The organism is Acinetobacter sp. ANC 3781, from assembly GCF_004331285.1.
Classification (GTDB): Bacteria; Pseudomonadota; Gammaproteobacteria; order Pseudomonadales; family Moraxellaceae; genus Acinetobacter.
The window spans coordinates 32243-52824 of the sequence record NZ_SJOH01000020.1; the positions used below are offsets into that span (position 1 = coordinate 32243).

Genomic DNA, 20582 nt, shown 5'->3' on the forward strand with positions numbered 1-20582 from the left:
AATTCTCCTTACGCAATTTCTTCTTGTTGTATCTGGCTTAAATGGCTTTCGGCAAAACGCTCTGCTGCGGCTAAAGCGGCACTGGTCATGATGTCCAGATTGCCGGCATAGGCCGGCAGATAATGTGCCGCGCCTTCAACCTCTAAAAAGATCGACACTTTCAAGCCTGGAAGTTTGCCTAAACTTGGAATATTCAGTGGTTGGTCTGCATTGAATTCTTCGAACTGCACCTGCTGTTTCAGGCGATAGCCTGGTACGTAAGCCTGTACCGCATCTGCCATTTCCTTGACAGATTGGCGAATCGCTTCCTGATCTGCACCAGCTTCAGCCAGGCAATACACGGTATCACGCATAATCAGCGGCGGCTCGGCCGGATTCATGATAATGATGGCTTTGCCTTTTTCTGCCCCACCGACTTGTTCAATAGCTTCCGAGGTGGTTTCGGTAAACTCATCAATATTGGCCCGTGTTCCCGGACCGGCAGACTTGCTCGCAATTGAGGCAATGATTTCGGCATAGTGCACTTTGGCCACACGCGATACCGCTTTGACCATGGGAATCGTTGCCTGACCACCACAAGTCACCATATTGATATTCGGCGCATTCATGTGATCATCTAAATTCACTACAGGAATGACATAAGGACCGATTGCTGCGGGTGTCAAGTCAATGACCTGAATGCCATGTTGCTGTAAAATGGCATTATGATGTGCATGTGCACCTGCTGATGTTGCATCAAAGACAATTTTAATATCTTTAAAAGATGGTAACTTGACTAAACCTTCGATGCTGTCTGCGGTGGTTTCAAAACCGAAACGTGCAGCGCGTGCCAGACCGTCTGAGTTTGGGTCTGCGCCAACCATGGCTGCCACTTCTAAATATCGAGCATTACGCATGATTTTAATCATGAGGTCAGTGCCGATGTTGCCCGAACCAATAATGGCGCATTTAATTTTTGACATCTTGTTTTCCTTTTCAGCGTATTTTGCACTTAACTCTAGTTTTTTATCATTTAGGCAAATACCACAGTAACACTGCCAAAACCATCAATTTCAACGACAAACTCATCACCGGACTGTGCAGCGACCATTGGCCCTAAGGCACCAGTCAACACCAAATCACCTTTTTTGAGTGGGCGATCGCGTTTGACCATTTCATCTGCTAGCCAAATAGCTGCATTCAGCGGATTCGACAGGCAAGCTTTGCCAATACCTTGTGAAACCACTTCACCACGTCGCGTCATGGTCATTTGACAATTCGAAAGATCAACATGTTCCAGTTTGACTGGCTTGGAGCTAAGTACATAGGCTGCTGAAGATGCATTGTCTGCCACAGTATCGAGCAGTGAAATTTTCCAGTTTTCAATACGGCTATCTACAACTTCAATGGCTGCCAGCGCATAGTCTGTCGCACTAAGAATATCGGCATAGGTATGTTGCTTTTGATTTAGATCCGCTTTCAGCACAAGCGCAATTTCAGCCTCAACTTTGGGCTGAATAAGTAATCCTTGCGGAATAACTTCACCATCTCCATAAGCCATATCGGCAAACAGCATACCAAAATCGGGAGAATCTACGCCTAACTGTTTCTGAACAGCCACTGAAGTTAAGCCAATTTTTCGACCCACCAAGCGTCTGCCATTTTCTAAAGCGCGCTCTGTATTCAGCTCTTGAATAGCATAGGCATCATCCACGGTTGCATCACTGCCCAATTGTTCTCGAATCGGCACTATTGGCTGACGTGTTTGCTCTGCTTGTAATAACGAGGCTGCAATGGTTTCGGCTGTGTATGACATTTTCTATCCTTTATAGAGCGGACTGAAAACTCAGACAAAAGAAGTACAGAGTTCCAAACCCAAATTTTAAAAAAGTATGAAAGATTCGTCTGTTAGGTCTAACAGACGAACAAGGGATGATGCTTAGTCAGTAATACTCACATTTTTACCGCTTTTCAGCTCAGCCATACGGTCATTTAACTCACCATCCACATAGTACAGCTCTGTAAAACAGCCAATTTGCTCACGGGTATCAAAGTAAGCCCAGCGGCAGTTGCCAAATGGGCCTTCAAAGAAGCCTGCCATAGCTTTAGGAATGCCTAAATCAATGTAGTGCTGCTCTGCTTGTGCATATTCAGCTTCATCTATTTGACGGAAACCAATATGATGTGGGCCCTTGCCCTTATCATCCAACCAGTCTTTATAGACACTGCTACCACTATCATGGCGTGCTAGCTCAATCAGGGTTTCACCAGCAAAACCATAGGCACAGCTGAATTGAAAGTCGCCCGGCTTGCCGTAATATTCTTTCTCTTTTTGAGTTTGAGAAAGGCCTTCTGCCACATTCCACACTTCAACGCCATTGGTTTTACTGAAAAAATCCATGGCTTGCTGTAAGTCTTCAACTACAAAACAAATTTGGTCAAAACGCTTGCTGAGCATAGTGTTTACATTTGCTGTCATGACAATATCCCTTATGCAGTTTCTAAAATGCGGAAGCTGATGGCTTGTGCAGGACAAGCACTTGCCAGTTCTTTAATTTCACCTTCACGGTCTAAATCCACCATGTGTAGCTTGAGCTGAGCGACTTGACTGCCTTGCGGAATTTCAAAAATATCTTCTGACATGAGGCACATGCCATAGCCTTGGCATTGGTGGCTATCTAAAATTACTTCAATTTTTTTATCGCTCATGGACTTCATCCTTATCTTTTTTGCATTGGTCTTCACTGACCAGAATTATAGAAATACACCGAGGTTGGGCGTGCGCAATACAGCATCCGTTAAAATTGCCTTACGCTTCAACAATTGAATGCCCTGCTCTGTCAATTTCAAAGTATCCAATCGACGATATGGAATCACATCGCCTGCTTCGTCATGACCTCGCTGACGATACATAATCACGGCACTATGCACTTGTACCACGTCTGCTTGTTCAGTCGCTTCAATCATGATGCTACCAATTAATCGCAAGGTGCGTGACGGAGGTACCTCTGCCCATGCCTGACCAGTCGCCATCCGGTCAATACGAGTTTTGATGTGCGCTTTTTTATCAAGTACACGATAAGCCTCACCCGGAAATTCGTCTTTATAGTTGCTCATGCCAATACGTAGCGGCACTTCATAGACAATTTCATCATCCAGTAAAGCAAACCATTCATCGAAACGGCGTTCATCCAGAAGTAAGGCTTCATTGGATAAAAAATGGTGAATCTGTTCACGAGTAGCGTAATCCATTAGGCAACTCCTTTTTCTTGTTCTGCATTTGATTCAGTGTGTAATTCCGGGTCGGCACTGCATTTCACCGCTGTTTTTTTACCGTCACGCATTTCTTTTAACCAGCGTCTCCAGAATTCAATCTGGCAATATTCTCCATAAATGGAAGGATGGAATTCACCTGGGCCTGTCCATGCAGGATCTTTACCTGTTTGTTTTTGGCTGTAATGCAAGTTGACTTGCTCTTTACGCAACCATGGGCTTTGCGCACCTTTGGCAATCCCTTCCCAAACAGCTGTATCATCTGCTTCAAAAATGCCACCTGAACCAAAGGCATACTGACCGGCTGCATAAGCTTTCTCAGCATATTCATCGGGAACAAAACTAAATTCAAACTCATAGTTCCATAGTTCCATCACCCCTGGAGATACAGGCTGCCACATCCGAATATTGGTAAATGGAATCGGCATTTCACCCGGTGCTGGTGGGTGCGGTAAACGCATATAGCTGAAGTTCGGGAAAATTGTGCCGATGGTCGGCGGAATTTCTTTAATCATCTTGATTTGTGTTTCATCAAGCTTACTTAAATCGAACTGTTGTTGAATTTCTGGCGGGTAGCCCCAAATGGGCAAGGGTACGCCAATCATTTCAGAAAGGTTATGACCAATAAAGCTGTTGCCATGACCAAAATCGTAACCCGAAGCATGGGTACTGACCTGGTTTACACTTGGAATAAAACCGGCCCCTGCAGCTGACATATGTGCAGTACTGACATGGTAGGCATCGCCACAGAAATTTTCTGCACCGCTTTTCCAGTCTGCTTTGACTTGGAAGCGTTCAGGTTCTTTGAGCAATTTCACGCCATCTGGGTGGATGCCAAAGATGGCATCTAATGCCCACATCGATGCACCTAAATATTCACGTAATGGCGGTACATCTTCATTCAAACTGGCAAAGATAAATCCATAGACACTTTCAACTTTGGCTGCACGCAGCAAGCCCCACTCTTTGGCATCAAGCTTACCGCCATAGGCATCCTTCATGTGCGGAGCACCCATCCAGTCGCCATTGTTCTTGTAGACCCAGCCATGGTAAGGACATTTAAAACTTGCCGCATTGCCTTTATCGTTGTGGCACACTTCGGTGCCACGATGACGACAATGGTTCAGTAATACGTTAATTTTGTCTTCGCTGTCTCGGGTAACGATGACTTTATCCAGACCTAAACGACGCAGGACATAGTCGCCTTTGTTTGGAATTTCAGTTTCATGTGCAACAAAAATCCAGTTGCGGGTATAAATGCGTTCCATCTCGGCACGGAACACCGCTTCATCGTTAAAAATATCAATTGGGAGAAAGCCTTGATTGATACTGTCTTCAACACGATCACATAAGTGATCTACATATTCTTCATCGGTTCCTGATGACACTTGAATATACTTAAACATGTGGAAATCTCCTCCATAAGAGCATTTGTATTTGGCGCTATAGGTGTGACCTAGCTGTAATACAAGTGAGCCTCCTATCTGACCTGTATTTACGCCAACACACTTATGTGGCTTTCTTTCCTAAAGGCAATTAGCCTGCTTTTTTGACTGGCCCATTAAATGGTGCCCAATTTTTAGTTTTAAATTCGAGTAAATAGGCTTGTGCATTATCTTCATGCAGTGGCAATTCGCGCGGTTTCCAGTGTTCATCGAGTTGATCCATATCGGCATCGTATTCAAAACGGCAGCCTAAAGGACCATCAAAATACCAGAACCAGTTTGAACCCAAGCCGTGACGTCCTGGTCCCCAGAAACTTTCATGACCAAGTTTTAAGAATCGGTTTCCAGCAGCCATCACTTCACTTGGACCTGCCAAATGGAATGAAATATGCTCTACCCCTTTAATGTGAGCAGGCGCTTGAATTAAAAATAAAGTGTGGTGATCGGTTGTACCGCCAGCGCGTAAGAATGGTCCACCGCCTAAACGGTCGCTGACCCGAAAGCCTAAACGGTTGACATAAAATGCTTCTGCTTGTGCAGCATCGGGTACAAATACAGCCAGATGGGCAATAGTACGCGGGGTGATTTTTTCACCCTCTTTCACGCCCAGTTCATTTAATTGACGTTGATACGGGGCGCCGGGTGCATTGATTTTTTCTGCAGCTAAATCAAGTTCACGACGTTTAGAGATTTGAAAGCCAATATTTAGTCCGGCATCATCTCGAGTTTCAAGTGAACCATCTGCCAATACATTCACTGAACGATCTTTGGCAAGTTCTGCCTGAATGGTATTTAAAGCAGCCTGATCCGCAACAGCATAGATAATTTTACGAAGTTGACTGATGGATTCGATTTTTTGAGGCAGACTGGCATCATCTGCTGCTGCAACCAAAATACCTGAACCATCCAAAGCTTCAAAATAACGCGCCGAACCTTGGGTTTCCACTTCATTTAATCCAAAGTCCTGCATAAAGCGAACCGATGCATCCAGATCATTTACACCAAAAATCAGTTTTTCTATTCCTAGAATGTTCATATCCATACTCCTGTGTATCCATCTGCGGATCACACTGTCCAATCTTTTTTGTTCTATTCCATGACTCAAATAGAGATTCTTCCTGAACCTACTATTCGGTGTTTGCCATTGTGCAGGCAACTGAACCAGCCGAATAGTAGGAATACCGCTAATTGACTATTGACTTAGCCTGTGAGCAATCCGTCCCAGCACATGTATTTCACTTCAAGAAATTCATCGATGCCATAATGCGAACCTTCACGGCCTAAACCGCTTTGTTTCACTCCGCCAAATGGCGCAACTTCGTTAGAAATCAAACCAGTATTAATCCCGATCATACCTGCTTCTAGAGCTTCGGCTGTTTTCCAGATGCGGGCCGCATTTTGGCTATAGAGGTAAGCCGCTAAACCAAATTCAGTATCATTGGCTTGAGCAATCACATCATCATCTGAGCTAAAGCGAACCAAAGGTGCAACTGGACCAAAGGTTTCATCATGCACAATCACCATTTTAGAGGTGACATTGGCAAGTACCGTTGGCTGGAAGAAGAATCCGCCTAAGTCACTGCGCTGACCGCCACAAAGGACTGTTGCACCATGTTGCAGCGCATCAGCAATATGTGATTCCACTTTCTCTACTGCATTGGCATCAATCAATGGACCTTGCACCACACCTTCATCTAGGCCGTTACCAACCTTTAAGGTCTGAACTTTTGCAGCTAAACGCTGCGCGAACTCATCGTAAATGCCATCTTGCACATAAATACGGTTAGCACTGATACAGGCTTGACCGGTATTGCGGAATTTCGATGCGATCACGCCATCGACTGCTAAATCGAGATCCGCATCATCAAATACGATAGAAGGTGCATTACCACCTAGTTCCATTGAGCATTTTTTGATGGTCGATGCAGATTGCTCTAACAAGGTACGACCAACCTCAGTCGAACCAGTGAAAGTAATCTTACGCACCAGTGGATGTGAAGTGAGAATACCGCCAATGATACGGGTATCATTGCCTGTTAATACGTTGAATACCCCTGCTGGAACACCTGCACGATGTGCCAGCTCTGCCAGTGCCAATGCCGTCATAGGCGTTTGGCTGGCAGGTTTTACCACCATTGAACAGCCTGCGGCGAGTGCTGGACCTGCTTTACGTGTGATCATGGCTGCCGGGAAATTCCAGGGTGTAATCGCTGCACAAACACCAATCGGTTGTTTTAAGACCACAATACGTTGACTGTCTTTGTGCGCCGGTAATACATCGCCACGTACGCGTTTTGCTTCTTCAGCAAACCATTGCAGGAACGAAGAGGCATAATCCATTTCACCGCGTGCTTCAGATAAAGGCTTGCCTTCTTCCAAAGTAATCAGCAAAGCTAAATCATCTTTGTGTTCCACCACCAGGTTGTACCAGCGGTTGATGACTTCATAGCGATGTTTCGCGGTGGTTTTACGCCACGCCTGGAAACCGGCTTCAGCAGATTGAATCGCAAGTTCGGTTTCTTGGTCTTTACAACGTGGCAGTTCAACCAGAACTTCGCCTGTTGCAGGATTTTTTAAGCTGTATTTACCATGGGGGGTTTCATTCAGCCATTGGCCATTGATGTAAGCCCCTTCACGCCACAAGCTTTTGTCTTTGAGCAAGTCTTGTGGCTGTACTTTTGCAATTCCATTCATGACACAACTTCCTTATTCAGGGAAACGACCAACAATAAACTGGCTATCCGGATCTTCTGTACATGGTAAACCAGAAGCAACCAAACCTTGACGCAACACTTTCATCATACGATCTGGAATACGGGGTGTAGGTGCACGAAGTGGACCACCATTAAAGCCTGCCAACCAGTCCATGTATTTCCAGTGTGCACGGTTAATATAATTCGAACCGGCCATGTATGCACCTGTGGCAGCGCCAACAGCACCACGCGCAGGTTGCGCCTGCCAGTACAATTTCATTGCTTCATCAAAATTGCCTTGTTGAGCATTCTGGAACGTTTTAGGGAAATGATCACCCATCCATTGCGTATAACTGGTTCCTGAAAACTGGATATCCAGGTAACGCATTAACGGAATAACGTCGCTTTCGATTGGACAAGTCACCACAATCTGATCGTTAAAACGTTCATAGCTGTCAATTAAGCCCGCAACATGTGGGAAGCCCTGTTCCGCTTTAAGCGATGCCACATTTGGACAATCATCAATCAAGCGCTGAATCAGTTCAGGCGACATGCCTTGTGGATGCACACGCTCGAAGCCCCATAGGGGAATCGCAAACAGCATCACCGCAAGATCGGTCGCATCACAAAATGCTTTGGTATAATCGTAAATATCCTGTTCTGACGTCGGCCAGAAATTCGATGGATAAGACAGCAGTACAATGTCTGCACCGGCTTTTTCAGCCAATTTAACCGCTTTAATGTTTTCTTCTAAGGTGCCAAAACCGGCGTGGAAGAATAAACCCAATTTATCGCCCGCCTGGTCTTTGGCCCAAGCGGTAAACTGTGCATTTTCTTCTGGGGTAATGGCTACTTCAGTACACAGCAAAGTAAAGGTGTAGCCCAAATCGACGACTTTCTGAATATCGTGACGTATGCCTTTTTCATTTAAACGGGTTAAATCCTGGCTATAGCTTGGGATGGTCACGGATGAGCAGCCCTTTAAATGTTCTTTTGCCCAAGCACGTGCATCTTCACGTTTATAATTCGCCATGTTAAATATCCTTTATTGTTGAATCTGTGTTTGAAAAATTTTAAATACGGGGTTTATCGATCAATCGTGACGATGCTTTCCGGCATGTCCTGAAATAAGGATTCAGTTCTGGCATTACGTAGCAGCATTTCTGCAGTCACAATGTCTTGTAGTGCTGAACCCACCGATTTATAAATTAAAATGTCATCCGGTTTTTGACGTGCGATGATTTTTTTTGAAATCACATCACCCAAAGATACGATTTTATTTTCGATATCGTCCCCTGCGGCTTTTACTGCAAGCGCATCACCAGTTTCATGCAGTACTTCTTCTGGCATATCAGCTACAATTAAAGTTGCACGTTGCATGGTTTCTACATCAAGTTCGCGTTGCTCTGGTAAAGTCGAGCTGACTGAAACAATGGTCATGCCAGGTTTTAGCCATTCCGCTTTAAATACTGGACCACCGTCACGGCTGCGAGAAGCACATACCACGACATCTGAATCTTGAACTGCTTGTTCCGGGCTAGAAACTGCCTCAATATCGATGCCATAAAGTTCGCTAAAATCATGGGCAAACTTTTCACGATTTTCAGGGGTTGGGCTATATACGCGAACCGATTCAATACGACCTGTTGCATACAGCGCATGTAAGTGACCACGTGCAACCGAACTTGAACCTAAAATGGCAATTTTGAATTTTGCATCAGCAGCCAGAGCATTGACTGCAACAGCCGAGCTCGCTGCAGTTCGAATATCGGTAATACGGTTACCGTCGATCAGTGCAGCAAGACGCATCGTGTCTTGATCAAAAAGTGAAATCAAATAGCTGGCTTTTTTATTTTTTGGACTGGCTGCAATCAGTTTACAACCCATATATTCTTTGGATGGCGATACAGCACATAAGCTACGCAACCAAAAACCATCTCCGCGTGCCATCGTGCGTGGTGGAACCATGGTCGCAGTGACATCCTGTGCATAAGCATCAGTCAATGCAGCAATGACATCAGACCAGTTGGCTAAGCGACCTACATTTTCATCGTTAATAAAAACCGTCGTGTGGAGTGATTGATTCACATCCGAACTCCTTTTCAGCGTTATTTTTACAATCTACTGATTAGGAGGTATCGGAGCTAGAGTTGAAATCGAAAATCAGATATCTCTTAAATGGATACCTTAAGCTTATCTATCATCTACCATTCGTTTAAGTATAAGCGGGGCTTGTTTTTCTAACCATTGTTGCACCACACGCGTTGCACGTGTATGTGGACGACGCACGGTATGGCTAAGCACAATACTCCGCGGCAATTCAGGCTCTACAATCAAGGATGATTGTAAGAGTTTTGAGCCTCGATCCGACTGAAATAGCCCCGAGGTAATCGCATAGCCACCACCTGCCACCACCAGCTCATGTTGTAAACGGTTGGAGTCTGCTTCTATAACGCAATCAAATTTATAATCATAAGCCCTTGCTAAACTTTCCAGTCGTGCTCTGAGCGGATGCGGTCTAGAGGGTACAATGAGGGGTAAATCTTGAATGTCTTTAAGTTTAATGGTCGGTTGTTGAACCAAAGGGTCATGCTGTTGCCCGACCAACATCAGTCCAAATTCAGCGATCACGACTTCTTCAGTAGAGACCACCTCGCCTTCTCGAAGCAACAACGCCATATCTGTGCGTCCTTCAGAAATGAGTTCTTCGAGTTGAACACTGGCACCTTCACTCAAGTGCAGTTCAATTTTCGGATAATTTTGTCGTATATAAGAATATAAGGCGCCAGAAAGTTGATGCACCAGAAATGGCAATAAACCCACCCGTACTTCCCCCATGGGTTCGCCACCAAAGGTGCGGATATCATCTGCGAGTACCGAGGCATCTGTCGCAAGCTGCTGAATTCTAGGAAGCAACTGCATCCCAAGTTCAGTCAGTACCACCCCACGACCGGTACGGTTAAACAAGCGTGCGCCACATTGTTCTTCCAGTTGAGCAATATGACGACTAATCATCGATTGCGGTACGTTAAAGCTATTTGCAGCTTTAGATAAACTGCCCAATTCAGCGACTTTAATAAAAATCAGCCATTTTGAGTCAAGTATGGATTGCATGGTGTATATCCCTATAAACACCGATCTCACTGACCCTTAGGGTGATCAGTGAGATCGTCTTTAAACTTAATGGTTAATTTCTAACACAAATTAACTTAATAAAGTTTTCAAATTAGTCTGAATATCAGCAATTTTAGCTTTTTCTGGGGAAATTTTTGCCTCAAGGAGTTTCCGGGCGATCATATGATCTACAGGCTGATTGACCGAATCTATCGCAACCAGGCGATCGTCAGCGTAATGGAACACTGAAAAACGTCCGGTTTCAATATCACCGCGCACCACATAATCATTGGTATCAAAAGATAAACCGGTCATTTGCAAACGTACATCCCCTTGATCGGTCCAGAACCACGGTACAATATGGTAACTGGCTTTTTGATGCATCAGGTTTTTTGCCACAATCAATGCCTGGTCATTGGCATTTTGAACAGACTCCAGACGAATATGCCGATTGCCGGCAAATGGATTTTCATGGTTGGCACAGTCACCAATCGCAAAAATATGCTCGGCTGAGGTACGCATGCCTTCATCAACCACAATGCCATTTTCACACTGAATACCTGCTTGTTCCGCCAAGTCCGAATTCGGCAATGCACCGACACCGACCAGAACCAGATCGGCAGGAATCACACCACGATCACACACGACCGATTTCACCCGCCCATTCTCACCCAAAATTTCAGAAATATAGGTATCCAACTCCACCCGAATGCCATTTGAGCGATGAACCAGAGTCACATAATCAGAAATAATTGGAGCAACGGCACGACACAATATACGATGCATATTTTCCAGCACCGTGACATTTTTACCTAAATGACGGGCTGTAGAAGCCAGCTCCAGACCAATAAAGCCACCGCCTACAATCACCACGTGTTCACTCTTTTTTAAATACGCCCGAATTTTACGTGCATCATTTGCTGTACGTAAATTCATGACTCCATCCAGTTCTACTCCAGAGAGCGGTAGCGGACGTGCCCGAGTTCCCATAGCTAACACCAAATCATCATAATGTAAGGTTTCACCATGGTAGAGCTTGACGGCTTTAAGCTCCGTATCAATCTCGCTGACCGTGCTGTTCATACGCAGATCTATGCGGTATTTTTCATAAAAAGCTTCAGGCTGTAGATAAAGCTTTGCTTGATCCATTAACTCTTCATCTTTAATAAAACTTTTTGAGAGTGGCGGACGATGGTAAGGCAATTCAGATTCATTGCTGATCAGAATGATTTCACCATTAAAATTTTCTTGTCGCAGCGCTTTTGCACAGCTACAGCCGGCATGACCACCACCGATAATAATGACGCGTTGTTTATTCACTTTCTTCTCCTTGAAAATGTATGTTTTTATTTATGCGAGTAATGCCGTATCGACGGATGCTTGGGTTAAGAATTGAGTTAAATACTGGCTCACTTGTTCGGGTGCTTCAAAATTACAGATATGCCCACTGCCCTGTATGACTGCGATTGTGGCATGAGGTAATTGTGTTGCCATGGCTTGCATATCTTCAACGGGTCCACCGCCGTGATCATATTCCGCAGCCAGCAATAAGGTCGGTTGCTTAATCTGCTTTAGTTGCTGACTGAAATCCATTTCAATAAAGGCTTCCACATAGGCACAATAGCCTTCGACTGTGGTTCGATGAATCATGTCTCGTAATTGTTGATCCACCTCAGGGTGAGTTTGGCGAAATTCTTCGCTGAGCCAACGGTCAACTGTAATATTGCCAAGCTCGTTTAGACCTTCCCGGCGTGCAATATCACGACGCTGACGCCAAAAATTGTGACGGTTATCTGGCTGACGCGGGCGACAGCAGCACGCCACAATCCGTTTCACCCGTTCCGGAAAATGCAAACCGAGCGCAAGTGACATAGAGCCACCAAAACCCAGGCCTACCACATCACTTTGCTGTACCCCCAAATGATCCCAAAGCTGTATTACGCCCTCTAAAATATGCAGAAAAGAACACGGTTCCGGCGGTAAAGGACTTTGATTATGTCCCCATGGATCAAAGGTGATCACACGAAAATTGCTAGACATCAGCTGTGCATGTTTTTCCCAAAAATGCAGATCATTGCCAATCCCGGGAATAAAGGTCAGAACAGGGGCATTTTCAGGGCCAATCACTTGATAATTAAATTGAGGTAATGACGTCATGTCGGCACCTACTCCATAAATGTCGGTTTATATTGACTACCTTATGGAAAATGTGTAACTGCTGCTAGTTTTGAAAATCTAAAGCAGATATCTAATTATTGAATAGCTGATTTATGACTTAGATGCTGTATTCACAATTCAATGCTTCGTACAGTGAGGACAATAAATGAATTGTTCACTGAGAGGGAGTGTTGAAATGGAACAAAAGAATAATTTCCAGCTGACAGGAATTGAACGAATCAAATTTGCGGTTGAAAATCTGGCAGATGGATTACGTTTTGCAAATGATTGGGGCTTAACTGAAGTTGCAGCCGACCAAGACGATAGCCATTTGTTTGTTGCTGTGGATGGTTCACAAATTGAAATTGTCCTAGCCGATTCCACACGTCCAGACCGCACACCGATGGGTAACAGCAGCGGCATGTGTGAAGTAACCTGGGGGGTGCAAAGTTTTGCAGGCATTGAGGCTTTAGTCACTGAATTGTCCACCGACCGTGAAGTCTCTATAGAAAATGGCGTATTACGCTGTCAGGATGATTTAGGCATCAACCTGGCTTTCCGTATTGCACAGCGTCAAACCGTCCCTTACGCAGTGACACAGTTCAATGCACCGGGTCAGCCAAAACGTTTAAATAGTCGTGCACCGATGTATAAAAAAGCTGCTCCGCACGAGATTAGCCATCTTGCTATTGGGGTTGATAATGCAGGTGAAGCGATTGGTTTTTATACCGATCGCCTGGGCTTTATTGTATCGGACCGCTATGCCGATCGCGGAGTATTCCTGCGCTGTTCTGTAGAAGGCAATCATCATCATGTGTTCTTTATGAATGGCAAACAGCCAGGGACACGCTTTAATCATTTGGCATTTAAAGTTCGTGATATCCATGAAGTGATTGGCGGTGGGCAATTCATTGATGCACAAGGCTGGCACACCTTTGCCGGTCCAGGTCGTCATCGGGTGTCATCGGCATGTTTCTGGTATTTTCTCACCCCATTTGGCGGTGCGTGGGAATATGCAGCAGATGAAGATATTGTTACAGAAGAATGGGAATCAACCGATTTTGCGGCTGAAGCGCATATTTTCTCTGAATGGACATTTGGTCTAGAAAAATCTGATGGAACGTTAAAAGGACCTATCTCTCAAAGTAAAGCTGAAGAACTAAAAAGCTAAGCCATCGAATTGAGAAGAGAACTTTAAAATGAATGCACAAATCAAAGACGTTCCTTACTGGGTACAACTGCTGGGCACGCAAACCCGTATTCTTCAAGGCAAATACAAAACGCGTATTCTTGAAGCAGGTCATCCACATGCCCCTGCCCTGATTTTACTGCATGGCACAGGGGGGCATTTAGAAAACTATGCCCGTAATATCACCGCACTGGCTGAACACTTCCATGTCATTGCGCTGGATTTTTTATGGCACGGCTGTTCACAAACCGAAAATTATGACCCTGAAATTATACCTGTTTTAGTTGATCAAATTATTGATGTGATGGATCAACTAGATTTGGCTTCTGCACATGTTGAAGGTCAGTCCCTGGGCGGTTGGGTGGCTATGCAACTCGCCCTTCAACATCCTGAACGCGTTGATCGTCTGATCTTAACCACGACCATGGGCTACCGCCCTGATGCAGCTGCCATCGACGGTTTTGTTGAGCCAAATTGGGCAGCCAATGTACCAAGCTCGATTGAAGTATTGGAACAACCGAGCTTTGAAAATGTCAGAACCCGGATGAGCCGTATTTTGGCACAGCCAGCGCGTTTGACTGATGAAGCCATTCAGGTGCGTCAAGCCTTGTATCAACAACCGGAATTGGCAGAAGTTCAAAAACTTTTCATTACCGAATATTTATCCGGTTCAACCATCCAAAAACACATCATTACTGATGCCTTGGCAAAACAGATTAGCCAACCCATCTTGGTGTACTGGGGCGATGCCAATCGAACCCCACCGGCACTGGGTCAGCATATCGCTGAGCAAGTTCAAAATGGTCAGTTCTATTGCGCAAAAGATACAGGTCATTGGGCACAGTTCGAAAGTGCGCCTGTACACAATGAAATTGTGACTCAGTTTTTGTTGGGTCAAAGCATTTAAAACAAATGATTCAGCAGATTGAAATGAGGAAATAAAAATGTCAGCACAGAATTTAGCAGGTCGTTGGGAACTCGTAACTTTTGAACAGAATTATGATGATGGCCGCCGTGTCTATCCAATGGGTGAAGGGCCTCAAGGCATCATTCAATACACTGAAGATGGCTTTATGAGCTGCATGATCAGCCGTCCAAATCGTAAAAATTTCACCACTGGAGGTCAATGGAATGCCAGCGATGCTGAAAAAGCCGGGGCCTATAACAGCATGATGTCCTATGCAGGTCGTTATAGCATTGCGGACAATACAGTAACCCATTTTGTCGATTTAAGCCTGTTCCCCAACTGGATCGGTGGACAGCAACAGCGTGTTTTTAAATTTGATGATCAAGGCCTACTCAGTTTAACCGCACGTCTTGAGGAAAACACTTCGGAAGCACGCACTGCATTATTGCTATGGAAACGTGGTTAATCCCATTTTGTAAATAAGAAAAATTCCAAGGAATGAATATGAATAGCATGATCAATAATTCTGAAGTGGGCAAAAGCATTCAGTGTGGTGACATTCTCACCAATTACCATGATGTCGGAGCCGGTGAACCTATTTTGTTACTGCATGGTTCAGGTCCTGGCGTCAGTGCATGGGCAAACTGGCGTTTAACTATTCAGTCCCTGCAAGATCATTATCGTTTGATTGCCCCTGATTTAGCAGGTTTTGGTTATAGCCAGTTCCCTGAAAACATGCAGTTTAGCCGTGAAAACTGGCTCAAACAAATTGTCGATTTCCTCGACGCGCTTGGACTTAAGAAAGTCAATCTGATTGGTAACTCTTTTGGCGGATCCATGGCGCTTGCATTAGCCATTCATCATCCTGAACGGGTCAATAAACTGATTCTTATGGGCAGTGTCGGTGTGCCATTTGAATTAACTGCCGGGCTCGATGCAGTTTGGGGATATACCCCATCGTTTGAAAATATGCAGGCGATTATGAAAATTTTCGCTTACAACCAGAATCTGGTCGGTGATGAATTGGTACAAATGCGCTATATCGCCAGTACCAAAGAAGATACCCGTGCTGCCTATGAAAGTATGTTCCCTGCACCGCGTCAGCGTTGGGTGGAAGCGATGTCACATCCTGAAGCGGATATTCGCAGCATTCGGCATCCGACACTTATGGTGCATGGACGTGATGACAAAGTTATTCCGCTTTCAACTTCACTCACCATGTTGAACTGGATTGAAGATTCACAGCTGCATATTTATGGCCAATGTGGGCATTGGACTCAAATTGAACATGCCAAATCATTTACCCAATTGGTTGCCAATTTTTTAAAAGACCACTAAACAAAGGAATGTTTAAATGACTCAAAATTCTGCTGCTCAAGGAAAAAAAGCCCTGATTATTGGTGCGGGAACTGCGGGCATGGCATCTGCCATTACCCTGTCTCGTATTGGGATTGAAATCGATATTATTGATATTAATCCCAATTGGGGAGCACTCGGCGCAGGTCTGACCATTACTGGCCCGACCTTGCGTGCCTTAAAACAGCTTGGTGTTTATGATGAAGTGACCAATCAAGCCTATGTCGGTGATGGCATCCAGGTGTGCGATCCGCAAGGCAACCCTTTACGTATTTTACCCACCCCAATGCTCGAAGGTGCAGATACAGCCGGCAGTGGTGGCATTATGCGCCCGACCATGCATTCGATCATGCATAAACATGTTGAAGATGCCGGCGTAAAAATGCGTTTGGGTTTAACTGCAGAAGCCTTTGAGCAAGATGATAATGGTGTAAGTGTAACCTTCAGCGATGGAACCACAGGTCGCTATGATTTTGTTTTGGGTTCAGACGGTGTGCTGTCTAAAACGCGTCAGCTTTTATTTCCGGATGCCCCTAAGGCTGAATATACCGGTCAAAGCTGCTGGCGCTTATTTTTAAAACGTCCCGAATCGGTTGAACGCCGTACTTACTTCCTGGGTGGACCTGTCAAAGTAGGCTTCACCCCTGTGTCTAAAGAGCATATGTATATGTTCTTACTGGAGCGTTGTCCACAACGCTGGCAAGAACCTGAAGACAATTATAAAACCTTAAAACAATTACTTGAAGGTTATGACGGCATTTTAGCAGATATTCGTGAGTCCTTAACTGAAAAAGACAACCCTCACATTAATTTCCGTCCATTGGAATGTTTTGATCTTCCCGGCCCTTGGTATGCAGGAAAAGTCTTACTAATTGGTGATTCTGCACATCCAACCACGCCACAACTTGCCTCAGGTGCAGGTATGGGGATTGAAGATGCCTTAGTACTGGCCGAGATTTTCCAAAAAGAAACCAATGTCGAAAAAGCATTTGCTGAATTTATGGAGCGTCGTGAGAAACGTTGCCGTCTTGTGGTTCAAAGCTCAATGGAGATTGGCCGTTTAGAACAACAGCGTGCCCCTGTGGAACAGCAAACTGCTGTGGTTGAAAAAGCCCTCAATATTTTAAAAGAAGCGATTTAATCGCTTCTTTTTCCATTCAATCTAAAAGCGGTAAAAACAACAAAGCAGCTGTGATGGATATACAGCCTAAATAAATAATGAACTTAAAAAAGTTCACATGGCTCAGGCCATAGGAGATGGAAATGACAACAATAGAAAGCAAACGCGGCATATTTGCATTGATGATGGCACATTGTGCCGGTATGGTGGATTTAGTTGCACTACCGATTTGGGTCGGCACCCTGATTGCACATTATCATTTTGACCCACAACAAGCGGGTGGACTGGCAACCTTATTTTTAATGGGTGCAGCGGGTGCAAGTATTTTCTTTGCACCACGTTTTAATCGTGTTCATGTCAAATTTGCTGCCGTTTTAGGTTTTGCTCTGGCAGCAGTCGCTTTCATTATTTCAGGTATGAATACCAGTTTTCCGATACTTGCCGGCCTGCATTTGCTTGGAGGAATGGCCGCAGGTACCGCATTAAGCGTCACCCATGGCACCATGGGGCATGCAGTCAATCCGCACCGGGTATTTGGTATCGCAGGGCTGGCGATTGGTATTTTTGGTGTGTTATTTTTAGGTGGAACGCCAGGTCTCATTCAAAAATTTGGTGGCAGTACCATGTTTTTTGTATTGGCGGGCGTGATGCTGGCAGCGACCCTTTCCTGTCTGATGTTTTTCCCCAAAGCGACACGCAGTGTTGCTTTTGACAATTATGAAAATATTAAAAACCTGCCTCCTCTCGGCAAACCAGTCTGGTGTTGTATGATTGGTGTGGCATTGCTTGCGATGACTCAGGCAATGACCCTGAGCTTCTATGAACGGATTGGTTTAGAACGGGGTTTTAGCCGTGACATGGTGACCATGGCCTTGGTGATTTACGGGATTGTGACGATTTTCCCTGCACTGCTTGCAGCCTTATTACAGAACCGAGTTAGTGTAACGGTCATTATTACTTTTGGTCCAATTTTTCAGGCAATATTTTCATTACTCACCACCCAGACCCATCAATACTCTGTCTTTGCCCTTGCTGGTCCAATGATGGCATTTACCATCCTATTCGTGCATACCTTTGCTTTTGGTCTGCTTGCGCGTCTTGATCCGACCGGTCGTGCTGTTGCAGGTACTCCGGCAATGCTGATGGTGGGTGCAGCGATTGCGCCATTTATTAGTGGAACCTTGGTTAAATTTATTAATTTTGAAGCCATTGGTTATGCCTGCTGTGTTTTGGTTGCCGCGCAGGTGTATTTATTCAGTCAGACACGTAAAGCGGTTTTAGCAGGAACGGCCATTCCTAAAGCAATTATTAAAGATGAAACGGTTACCTCGGCATAAATTCTTGCAGTTATGAATCCCTGAAACTCTAAATATAAAAAAGTTTTTCCTTGAGCCATTCGTCCGTAAATGGCTTTTTTTTAATGCTTAGATTTTAAGATAAGGTGCAACAGAAAATTAATTGAGGGGAGAAACAAGACGAGAGCACACTCTTCAGTAGCATTTATTTTGTTAAAAAATATTTAACTTATATCTATCTAAAAGCTCAAAATCTGATATCCATTTTATTTATATTATCAAGTGGTTATGCAATTGATTGTTTAAAAAACACTCTCTACATTATCAAAGCTATCTAGAATTTTTGAATGTGTGCAATTTAAACCAAAAATCTGGATTGGCTAAAAATATAGCCTTTGGCTATCTTCCTTTTGAATAGTTGAGATTGACGATGTTTTTTAAATGGATTTTATTACTGGTTTTAAACACTACGCTGTGTCAGATTGCTTTTGCGCAGGATATCAATGATCTGAGCGGTTTATGGAAAGTGATTGATGATAAAAGTGGTTTTACCTTGGTTAAAATTAAAATATCAAAACAGGATAAAACCAGCTACAACGGGCATATTGTGGAAGCCTTTACTCCCCCCAATGTCAGCCCAAAAGATTTAAGTGCTTTAACCGGTTTTCAATTACTGACAGGTTTGCAACAGGATTTGAAGAATCCCAAAAATTTCATTAAAGGGAAAGTGGTCGATCCTGCCATTAATCAACTTTACGAGGTGAATGGTAAACTCAACAAAAAAGGTACCGTGTTGATTTTGAGAAACAGTTCTGATAAAGAAAAAGCTGGCCGGAAATTATCTTGGATTCGCATGAAATAACTCATATTCATCCTTAAAATAAAAAAGCCTGCAATGTGCAGGCTTTTATCATTATTCAATATTACATATAAGCAGTGGTTACTTGTTCAAACCCTTGGGCAAGCAGCATACTGCGAGCCAGCATCGATTCGCCTTCAATTTCCATACGACCAATTTCACCTGAGGTTTCGACTACATAGCGGGCACGAGCCAGACGCTTTTGCATAAATGCATTAAACACAGTTTCTAAGTCATCACCATATTGTTCAATCAGATGTGCCAGAACGATGGCATCTTCAACCGCTAAACCGGCACCAGAACCCAAGTGTGGTGTTGTAGCATGCACTGCATCTCCAATCAGCAGGGTTGAACCACGGTGCCATGCACCATCTACCATTACCCGCTCCAATGGTCGGTAAATGATAGGCGTAGTAGCATCAATTTGTTCAATATAATCATGCAGCACTTCATCAAAATCACTGAGCAACGTTTTTGCTATATGGGGAAGCTCTGCTTCTTCGCGCCAGACCTGATCCTTCGGTACACATTCCATCATGTACATATACATATGGGTTGGACTGCATGGATTAAAACCCACTTTCATTTTCTCAGATTGGAACATGCGACCACGGGTAATCTCCGATGGACGTTCGAACTGGATACGCCAGCAGGCTTGGCCGGTATATTCAGGCTTGGTTTGTTCCGGCATGAGGATACTTCTCAGTTTTGAGAAGACCCCATCAGCGCCCACAACCAAATCATAATGAGCGGATATACCGCTTTCAAATTCAACATCAGAACCGGTTTCAAGTTCACTTTGAATGGTTGCAATCGTATCACCCAAACGGACATTAATCCCCGCCTGAATGACTTTTTGCGACATGATTTGATGCAATACAGGACGCAAAATTGCCCCCTCAGAAGGGGTTTCTGCTGAAATCACACGTTTTGATAACACGGTACGAATAAATTCACCGTGCTGATCATAAATATCCACCCCATCATGCACATAGCCCTGTTCGGCAATCTCCTGCCCAATCCCTAAGTCCCACAAGGCCCGCAAGGTGAGAACGGATAAAGTTAAACCTGTACCTACAGCTTTCCAATCTGTGGCTTGTTCAACCAGATCTACAGCATGATTCAGTGCTTTAAGTTTTAAAGCAGCTGCCATTCCCCCTATACCACCACCCAAGACCAATATTTTCATGCTTTT

General features: G+C 44.4%; 21 protein-coding genes. 7 read left to right on the forward strand and 14 right to left on the reverse strand.

Features of this window, described 5'->3' with window-relative positions:
* Positions 1-8: 8 nt before the first annotated feature.
* The 13 genes from E0H89_RS13855 to E0H89_RS13915 form a co-directional block, all read right to left on the reverse strand.
* A complete protein-coding gene (locus E0H89_RS13855) occupies positions 9-962 on the reverse strand; it encodes an acetaldehyde dehydrogenase (acetylating) (RefSeq protein WP_131217846.1) in 954 nt (317 codons plus the stop codon).
* Positions 963-1012: 50 nt separating this feature from the next.
* A complete protein-coding gene (locus tag E0H89_RS13860; protein WP_131217847.1) occupies positions 1013-1795 on the reverse strand; it encodes a 2-keto-4-pentenoate hydratase in 783 nt (260 codons plus the stop codon).
* 123 nt (positions 1796-1918) lie between these two features.
* Positions 1919-2458 carry a VOC family protein gene (locus E0H89_RS13865; RefSeq protein ID WP_131217848.1) on the reverse strand — a complete coding sequence of 180 codons (540 nt, stop codon included), beginning with the start codon at positions 2456-2458 and terminating at the stop codon, positions 1919-1921.
* An 11-nt stretch (positions 2459-2469) separates the two neighbouring features.
* A complete protein-coding gene (locus E0H89_RS13870) occupies positions 2470-2688 on the reverse strand; it encodes a ferredoxin (RefSeq protein ID WP_131217849.1) in 219 nt (72 codons plus the stop codon).
* A gap of 45 nt (positions 2689-2733) precedes the next feature.
* Positions 2734-3231, reverse strand: a complete 498-nt coding sequence (locus tag E0H89_RS13875; protein WP_131217850.1) for an aromatic-ring-hydroxylating dioxygenase subunit beta — start codon at positions 3229-3231, stop codon at positions 2734-2736.
* Positions 3231-4658, reverse strand: a complete 1428-nt coding sequence (locus tag E0H89_RS13880; protein ID WP_131217851.1) for an aromatic ring-hydroxylating oxygenase subunit alpha — start codon at positions 4656-4658, stop codon at positions 3231-3233. Before E0H89_RS13880 ends, E0H89_RS13875 begins: the two co-directional genes overlap by 1 nt.
* A 130-nt stretch (positions 4659-4788) precedes the next feature.
* Complete coding sequence (locus tag E0H89_RS13885; protein ID WP_131217852.1) at positions 4789-5733, reverse strand: VOC family protein; 945 nt, start codon at positions 5731-5733, stop codon at positions 4789-4791.
* Positions 5734-5897: 164 nt separating this feature from the next.
* The gene (locus tag E0H89_RS13890; protein ID WP_131217853.1) at positions 5898-7391 is read right to left on the reverse strand and encodes an NAD-dependent succinate-semialdehyde dehydrogenase; all 1494 of its coding nucleotides are present in this window, start codon (positions 7389-7391) and stop codon (positions 5898-5900) included.
* A 12-nt stretch (positions 7392-7403) separates the two neighbouring features.
* Positions 7404-8423: a dihydrodipicolinate synthase family protein gene (locus tag E0H89_RS13895; protein ID WP_131217854.1), complete on the reverse strand. Its 1020-nt coding sequence runs from the start codon at positions 8421-8423 to the stop codon at positions 7404-7406.
* A gap of 53 nt (positions 8424-8476) precedes the next feature.
* Complete coding sequence (locus tag E0H89_RS13900; RefSeq protein WP_131217855.1) at positions 8477-9478, reverse strand: ornithine cyclodeaminase family protein; 1002 nt, start codon at positions 9476-9478, stop codon at positions 8477-8479.
* 105 nt (positions 9479-9583) lie between these two features.
* Positions 9584-10504 carry a LysR family transcriptional regulator gene (locus tag E0H89_RS13905; protein WP_131217856.1) on the reverse strand — a complete coding sequence of 307 codons (921 nt, stop codon included), beginning with the start codon at positions 10502-10504 and terminating at the stop codon, positions 9584-9586.
* A 90-nt stretch (positions 10505-10594) separates the two neighbouring features.
* Complete coding sequence (locus E0H89_RS13910) at positions 10595-11824, reverse strand: NAD(P)/FAD-dependent oxidoreductase (protein WP_131217857.1); 1230 nt, start codon at positions 11822-11824, stop codon at positions 10595-10597.
* A 30-nt stretch (positions 11825-11854) separates the two neighbouring features.
* Positions 11855-12661, reverse strand: a complete 807-nt coding sequence (locus E0H89_RS13915) for an alpha/beta fold hydrolase (RefSeq protein WP_131217858.1) — start codon at positions 12659-12661, stop codon at positions 11855-11857.
* 196 nt (positions 12662-12857) lie between these two features.
* Here E0H89_RS13915 and E0H89_RS13920 point away from each other — a divergent pair, with 196 nt between their 5' ends.
* The 7 genes from E0H89_RS13920 to E0H89_RS13950 all read left to right on the forward strand — a co-directional run bounded on the left by E0H89_RS13920 (position 12858) and on the right by E0H89_RS13950 (position 19390).
* Positions 12858-13832, forward strand: coding sequence for a VOC family protein (locus tag E0H89_RS13920; RefSeq protein ID WP_131217859.1), 975 nt, complete (start codon positions 12858-12860; stop codon positions 13830-13832).
* A 28-nt stretch (positions 13833-13860) separates the two neighbouring features.
* The gene (locus E0H89_RS13925; RefSeq protein ID WP_131217860.1) at positions 13861-14757 is read left to right on the forward strand and encodes an alpha/beta fold hydrolase; all 897 of its coding nucleotides are present in this window, start codon (positions 13861-13863) and stop codon (positions 14755-14757) included.
* A 37-nt stretch (positions 14758-14794) separates the two neighbouring features.
* Positions 14795-15223 (forward strand): lipocalin-like domain-containing protein, encoded by a 429-nt coding sequence (locus tag E0H89_RS13930; protein ID WP_131217861.1) that lies wholly within the window; start codon positions 14795-14797, stop codon positions 15221-15223.
* 38 nt (positions 15224-15261) lie between these two features.
* Positions 15262-16095, forward strand: a complete 834-nt coding sequence (locus E0H89_RS13935) for an alpha/beta fold hydrolase (RefSeq protein WP_131217862.1) — start codon at positions 15262-15264, stop codon at positions 16093-16095.
* Between the two features lie 16 nt (positions 16096-16111).
* Positions 16112-17254, forward strand: coding sequence for an FAD-dependent monooxygenase (locus E0H89_RS13940; RefSeq protein WP_131217863.1), 1143 nt, complete (start codon positions 16112-16114; stop codon positions 17252-17254).
* Between the two features lie 122 nt (positions 17255-17376).
* Positions 17377-18570: an MFS transporter gene (locus E0H89_RS13945; protein WP_131217864.1), complete on the forward strand. Its 1194-nt coding sequence runs from the start codon at positions 17377-17379 to the stop codon at positions 18568-18570.
* Positions 18571-18958: 388 nt separating this feature from the next.
* Entirely contained in the window at positions 18959-19390 is a 432-nt protein-coding gene (locus E0H89_RS13950) for a DUF2147 domain-containing protein (RefSeq protein ID WP_131217865.1), read from the forward strand.
* Positions 19391-19451: 61 nt separating this feature from the next.
* Here E0H89_RS13950 and E0H89_RS13955 read toward each other — a convergent pair whose 3' ends face one another.
* On the reverse strand, positions 19452-20576 hold the full coding sequence (locus E0H89_RS13955) for an FAD-dependent monooxygenase (protein ID WP_131217866.1): 1125 nt from the start codon (positions 20574-20576) through the stop codon (positions 19452-19454).
* Positions 20577-20582: the final 6 nt, after the last annotated feature.

What these genes read in the sequence shown, in the direction of transcription:
- E0H89_RS13855 (WP_131217846.1), bottom strand. Translation starts at nt 962, where the DNA reads ATGTCAAAAATTAAATGCGCCATTATTGGTTCGGGCAACATCGGCACT.
- E0H89_RS13925 (WP_131217860.1), top strand. Translation starts at nt 13,861, where the DNA reads ATGAATGCACAAATCAAAGACGTTCCTTACTGGGTACAACTGCTGGGC.
- E0H89_RS13890 (WP_131217853.1), bottom strand. Translation starts at nt 7,391, where the DNA reads ATGAATGGAATTGCAAAAGTACAGCCACAAGACTTGCTCAAAGACAAA.
- E0H89_RS13945 (WP_131217864.1), top strand. Translation starts at nt 17,377, where the DNA reads ATGACAACAATAGAAAGCAAACGCGGCATATTTGCATTGATGATGGCA.
- E0H89_RS13930 (WP_131217861.1), top strand. Translation starts at nt 14,795, where the DNA reads ATGTCAGCACAGAATTTAGCAGGTCGTTGGGAACTCGTAACTTTTGAA.
- E0H89_RS13905 (WP_131217856.1), bottom strand. Translation starts at nt 10,504, where the DNA reads ATGCAATCCATACTTGACTCAAAATGGCTGATTTTTATTAAAGTCGCT.
- E0H89_RS13935 (WP_131217862.1), top strand. Translation starts at nt 15,262, where the DNA reads ATGAATAGCATGATCAATAATTCTGAAGTGGGCAAAAGCATTCAGTGT.
- E0H89_RS13885 (WP_131217852.1), bottom strand. Translation starts at nt 5,733, where the DNA reads ATGAACATTCTAGGAATAGAAAAACTGATTTTTGGTGTAAATGATCTG.
- E0H89_RS13895 (WP_131217854.1), bottom strand. Translation starts at nt 8,423, where the DNA reads ATGGCGAATTATAAACGTGAAGATGCACGTGCTTGGGCAAAAGAACAT.
- E0H89_RS13870 (WP_131217849.1), bottom strand. Translation starts at nt 2,688, where the DNA reads ATGAGCGATAAAAAAATTGAAGTAATTTTAGATAGCCACCAATGCCAA.
- E0H89_RS13865 (WP_131217848.1), bottom strand. Translation starts at nt 2,458, where the DNA reads ATGACAGCAAATGTAAACACTATGCTCAGCAAGCGTTTTGACCAAATT.
- E0H89_RS13880 (WP_131217851.1), bottom strand. Translation starts at nt 4,658, where the DNA reads ATGTTTAAGTATATTCAAGTGTCATCAGGAACCGATGAAGAATATGTA.
- E0H89_RS13950 (WP_131217865.1), top strand. Translation starts at nt 18,959, where the DNA reads ATGTTTTTTAAATGGATTTTATTACTGGTTTTAAACACTACGCTGTGT.
- E0H89_RS13955 (WP_131217866.1), bottom strand. Translation starts at nt 20,576, where the DNA reads ATGAAAATATTGGTCTTGGGTGGTGGTATAGGGGGAATGGCAGCTGCT.
- E0H89_RS13915 (WP_131217858.1), bottom strand. Translation starts at nt 12,661, where the DNA reads ATGACGTCATTACCTCAATTTAATTATCAAGTGATTGGCCCTGAAAAT.
- E0H89_RS13920 (WP_131217859.1), top strand. Translation starts at nt 12,858, where the DNA reads ATGGAACAAAAGAATAATTTCCAGCTGACAGGAATTGAACGAATCAAA.
- E0H89_RS13940 (WP_131217863.1), top strand. Translation starts at nt 16,112, where the DNA reads ATGACTCAAAATTCTGCTGCTCAAGGAAAAAAAGCCCTGATTATTGGT.
- E0H89_RS13875 (WP_131217850.1), bottom strand. Translation starts at nt 3,231, where the DNA reads ATGGATTACGCTACTCGTGAACAGATTCACCATTTTTTATCCAATGAA.
- E0H89_RS13860 (WP_131217847.1), bottom strand. Translation starts at nt 1,795, where the DNA reads ATGTCATACACAGCCGAAACCATTGCAGCCTCGTTATTACAAGCAGAG.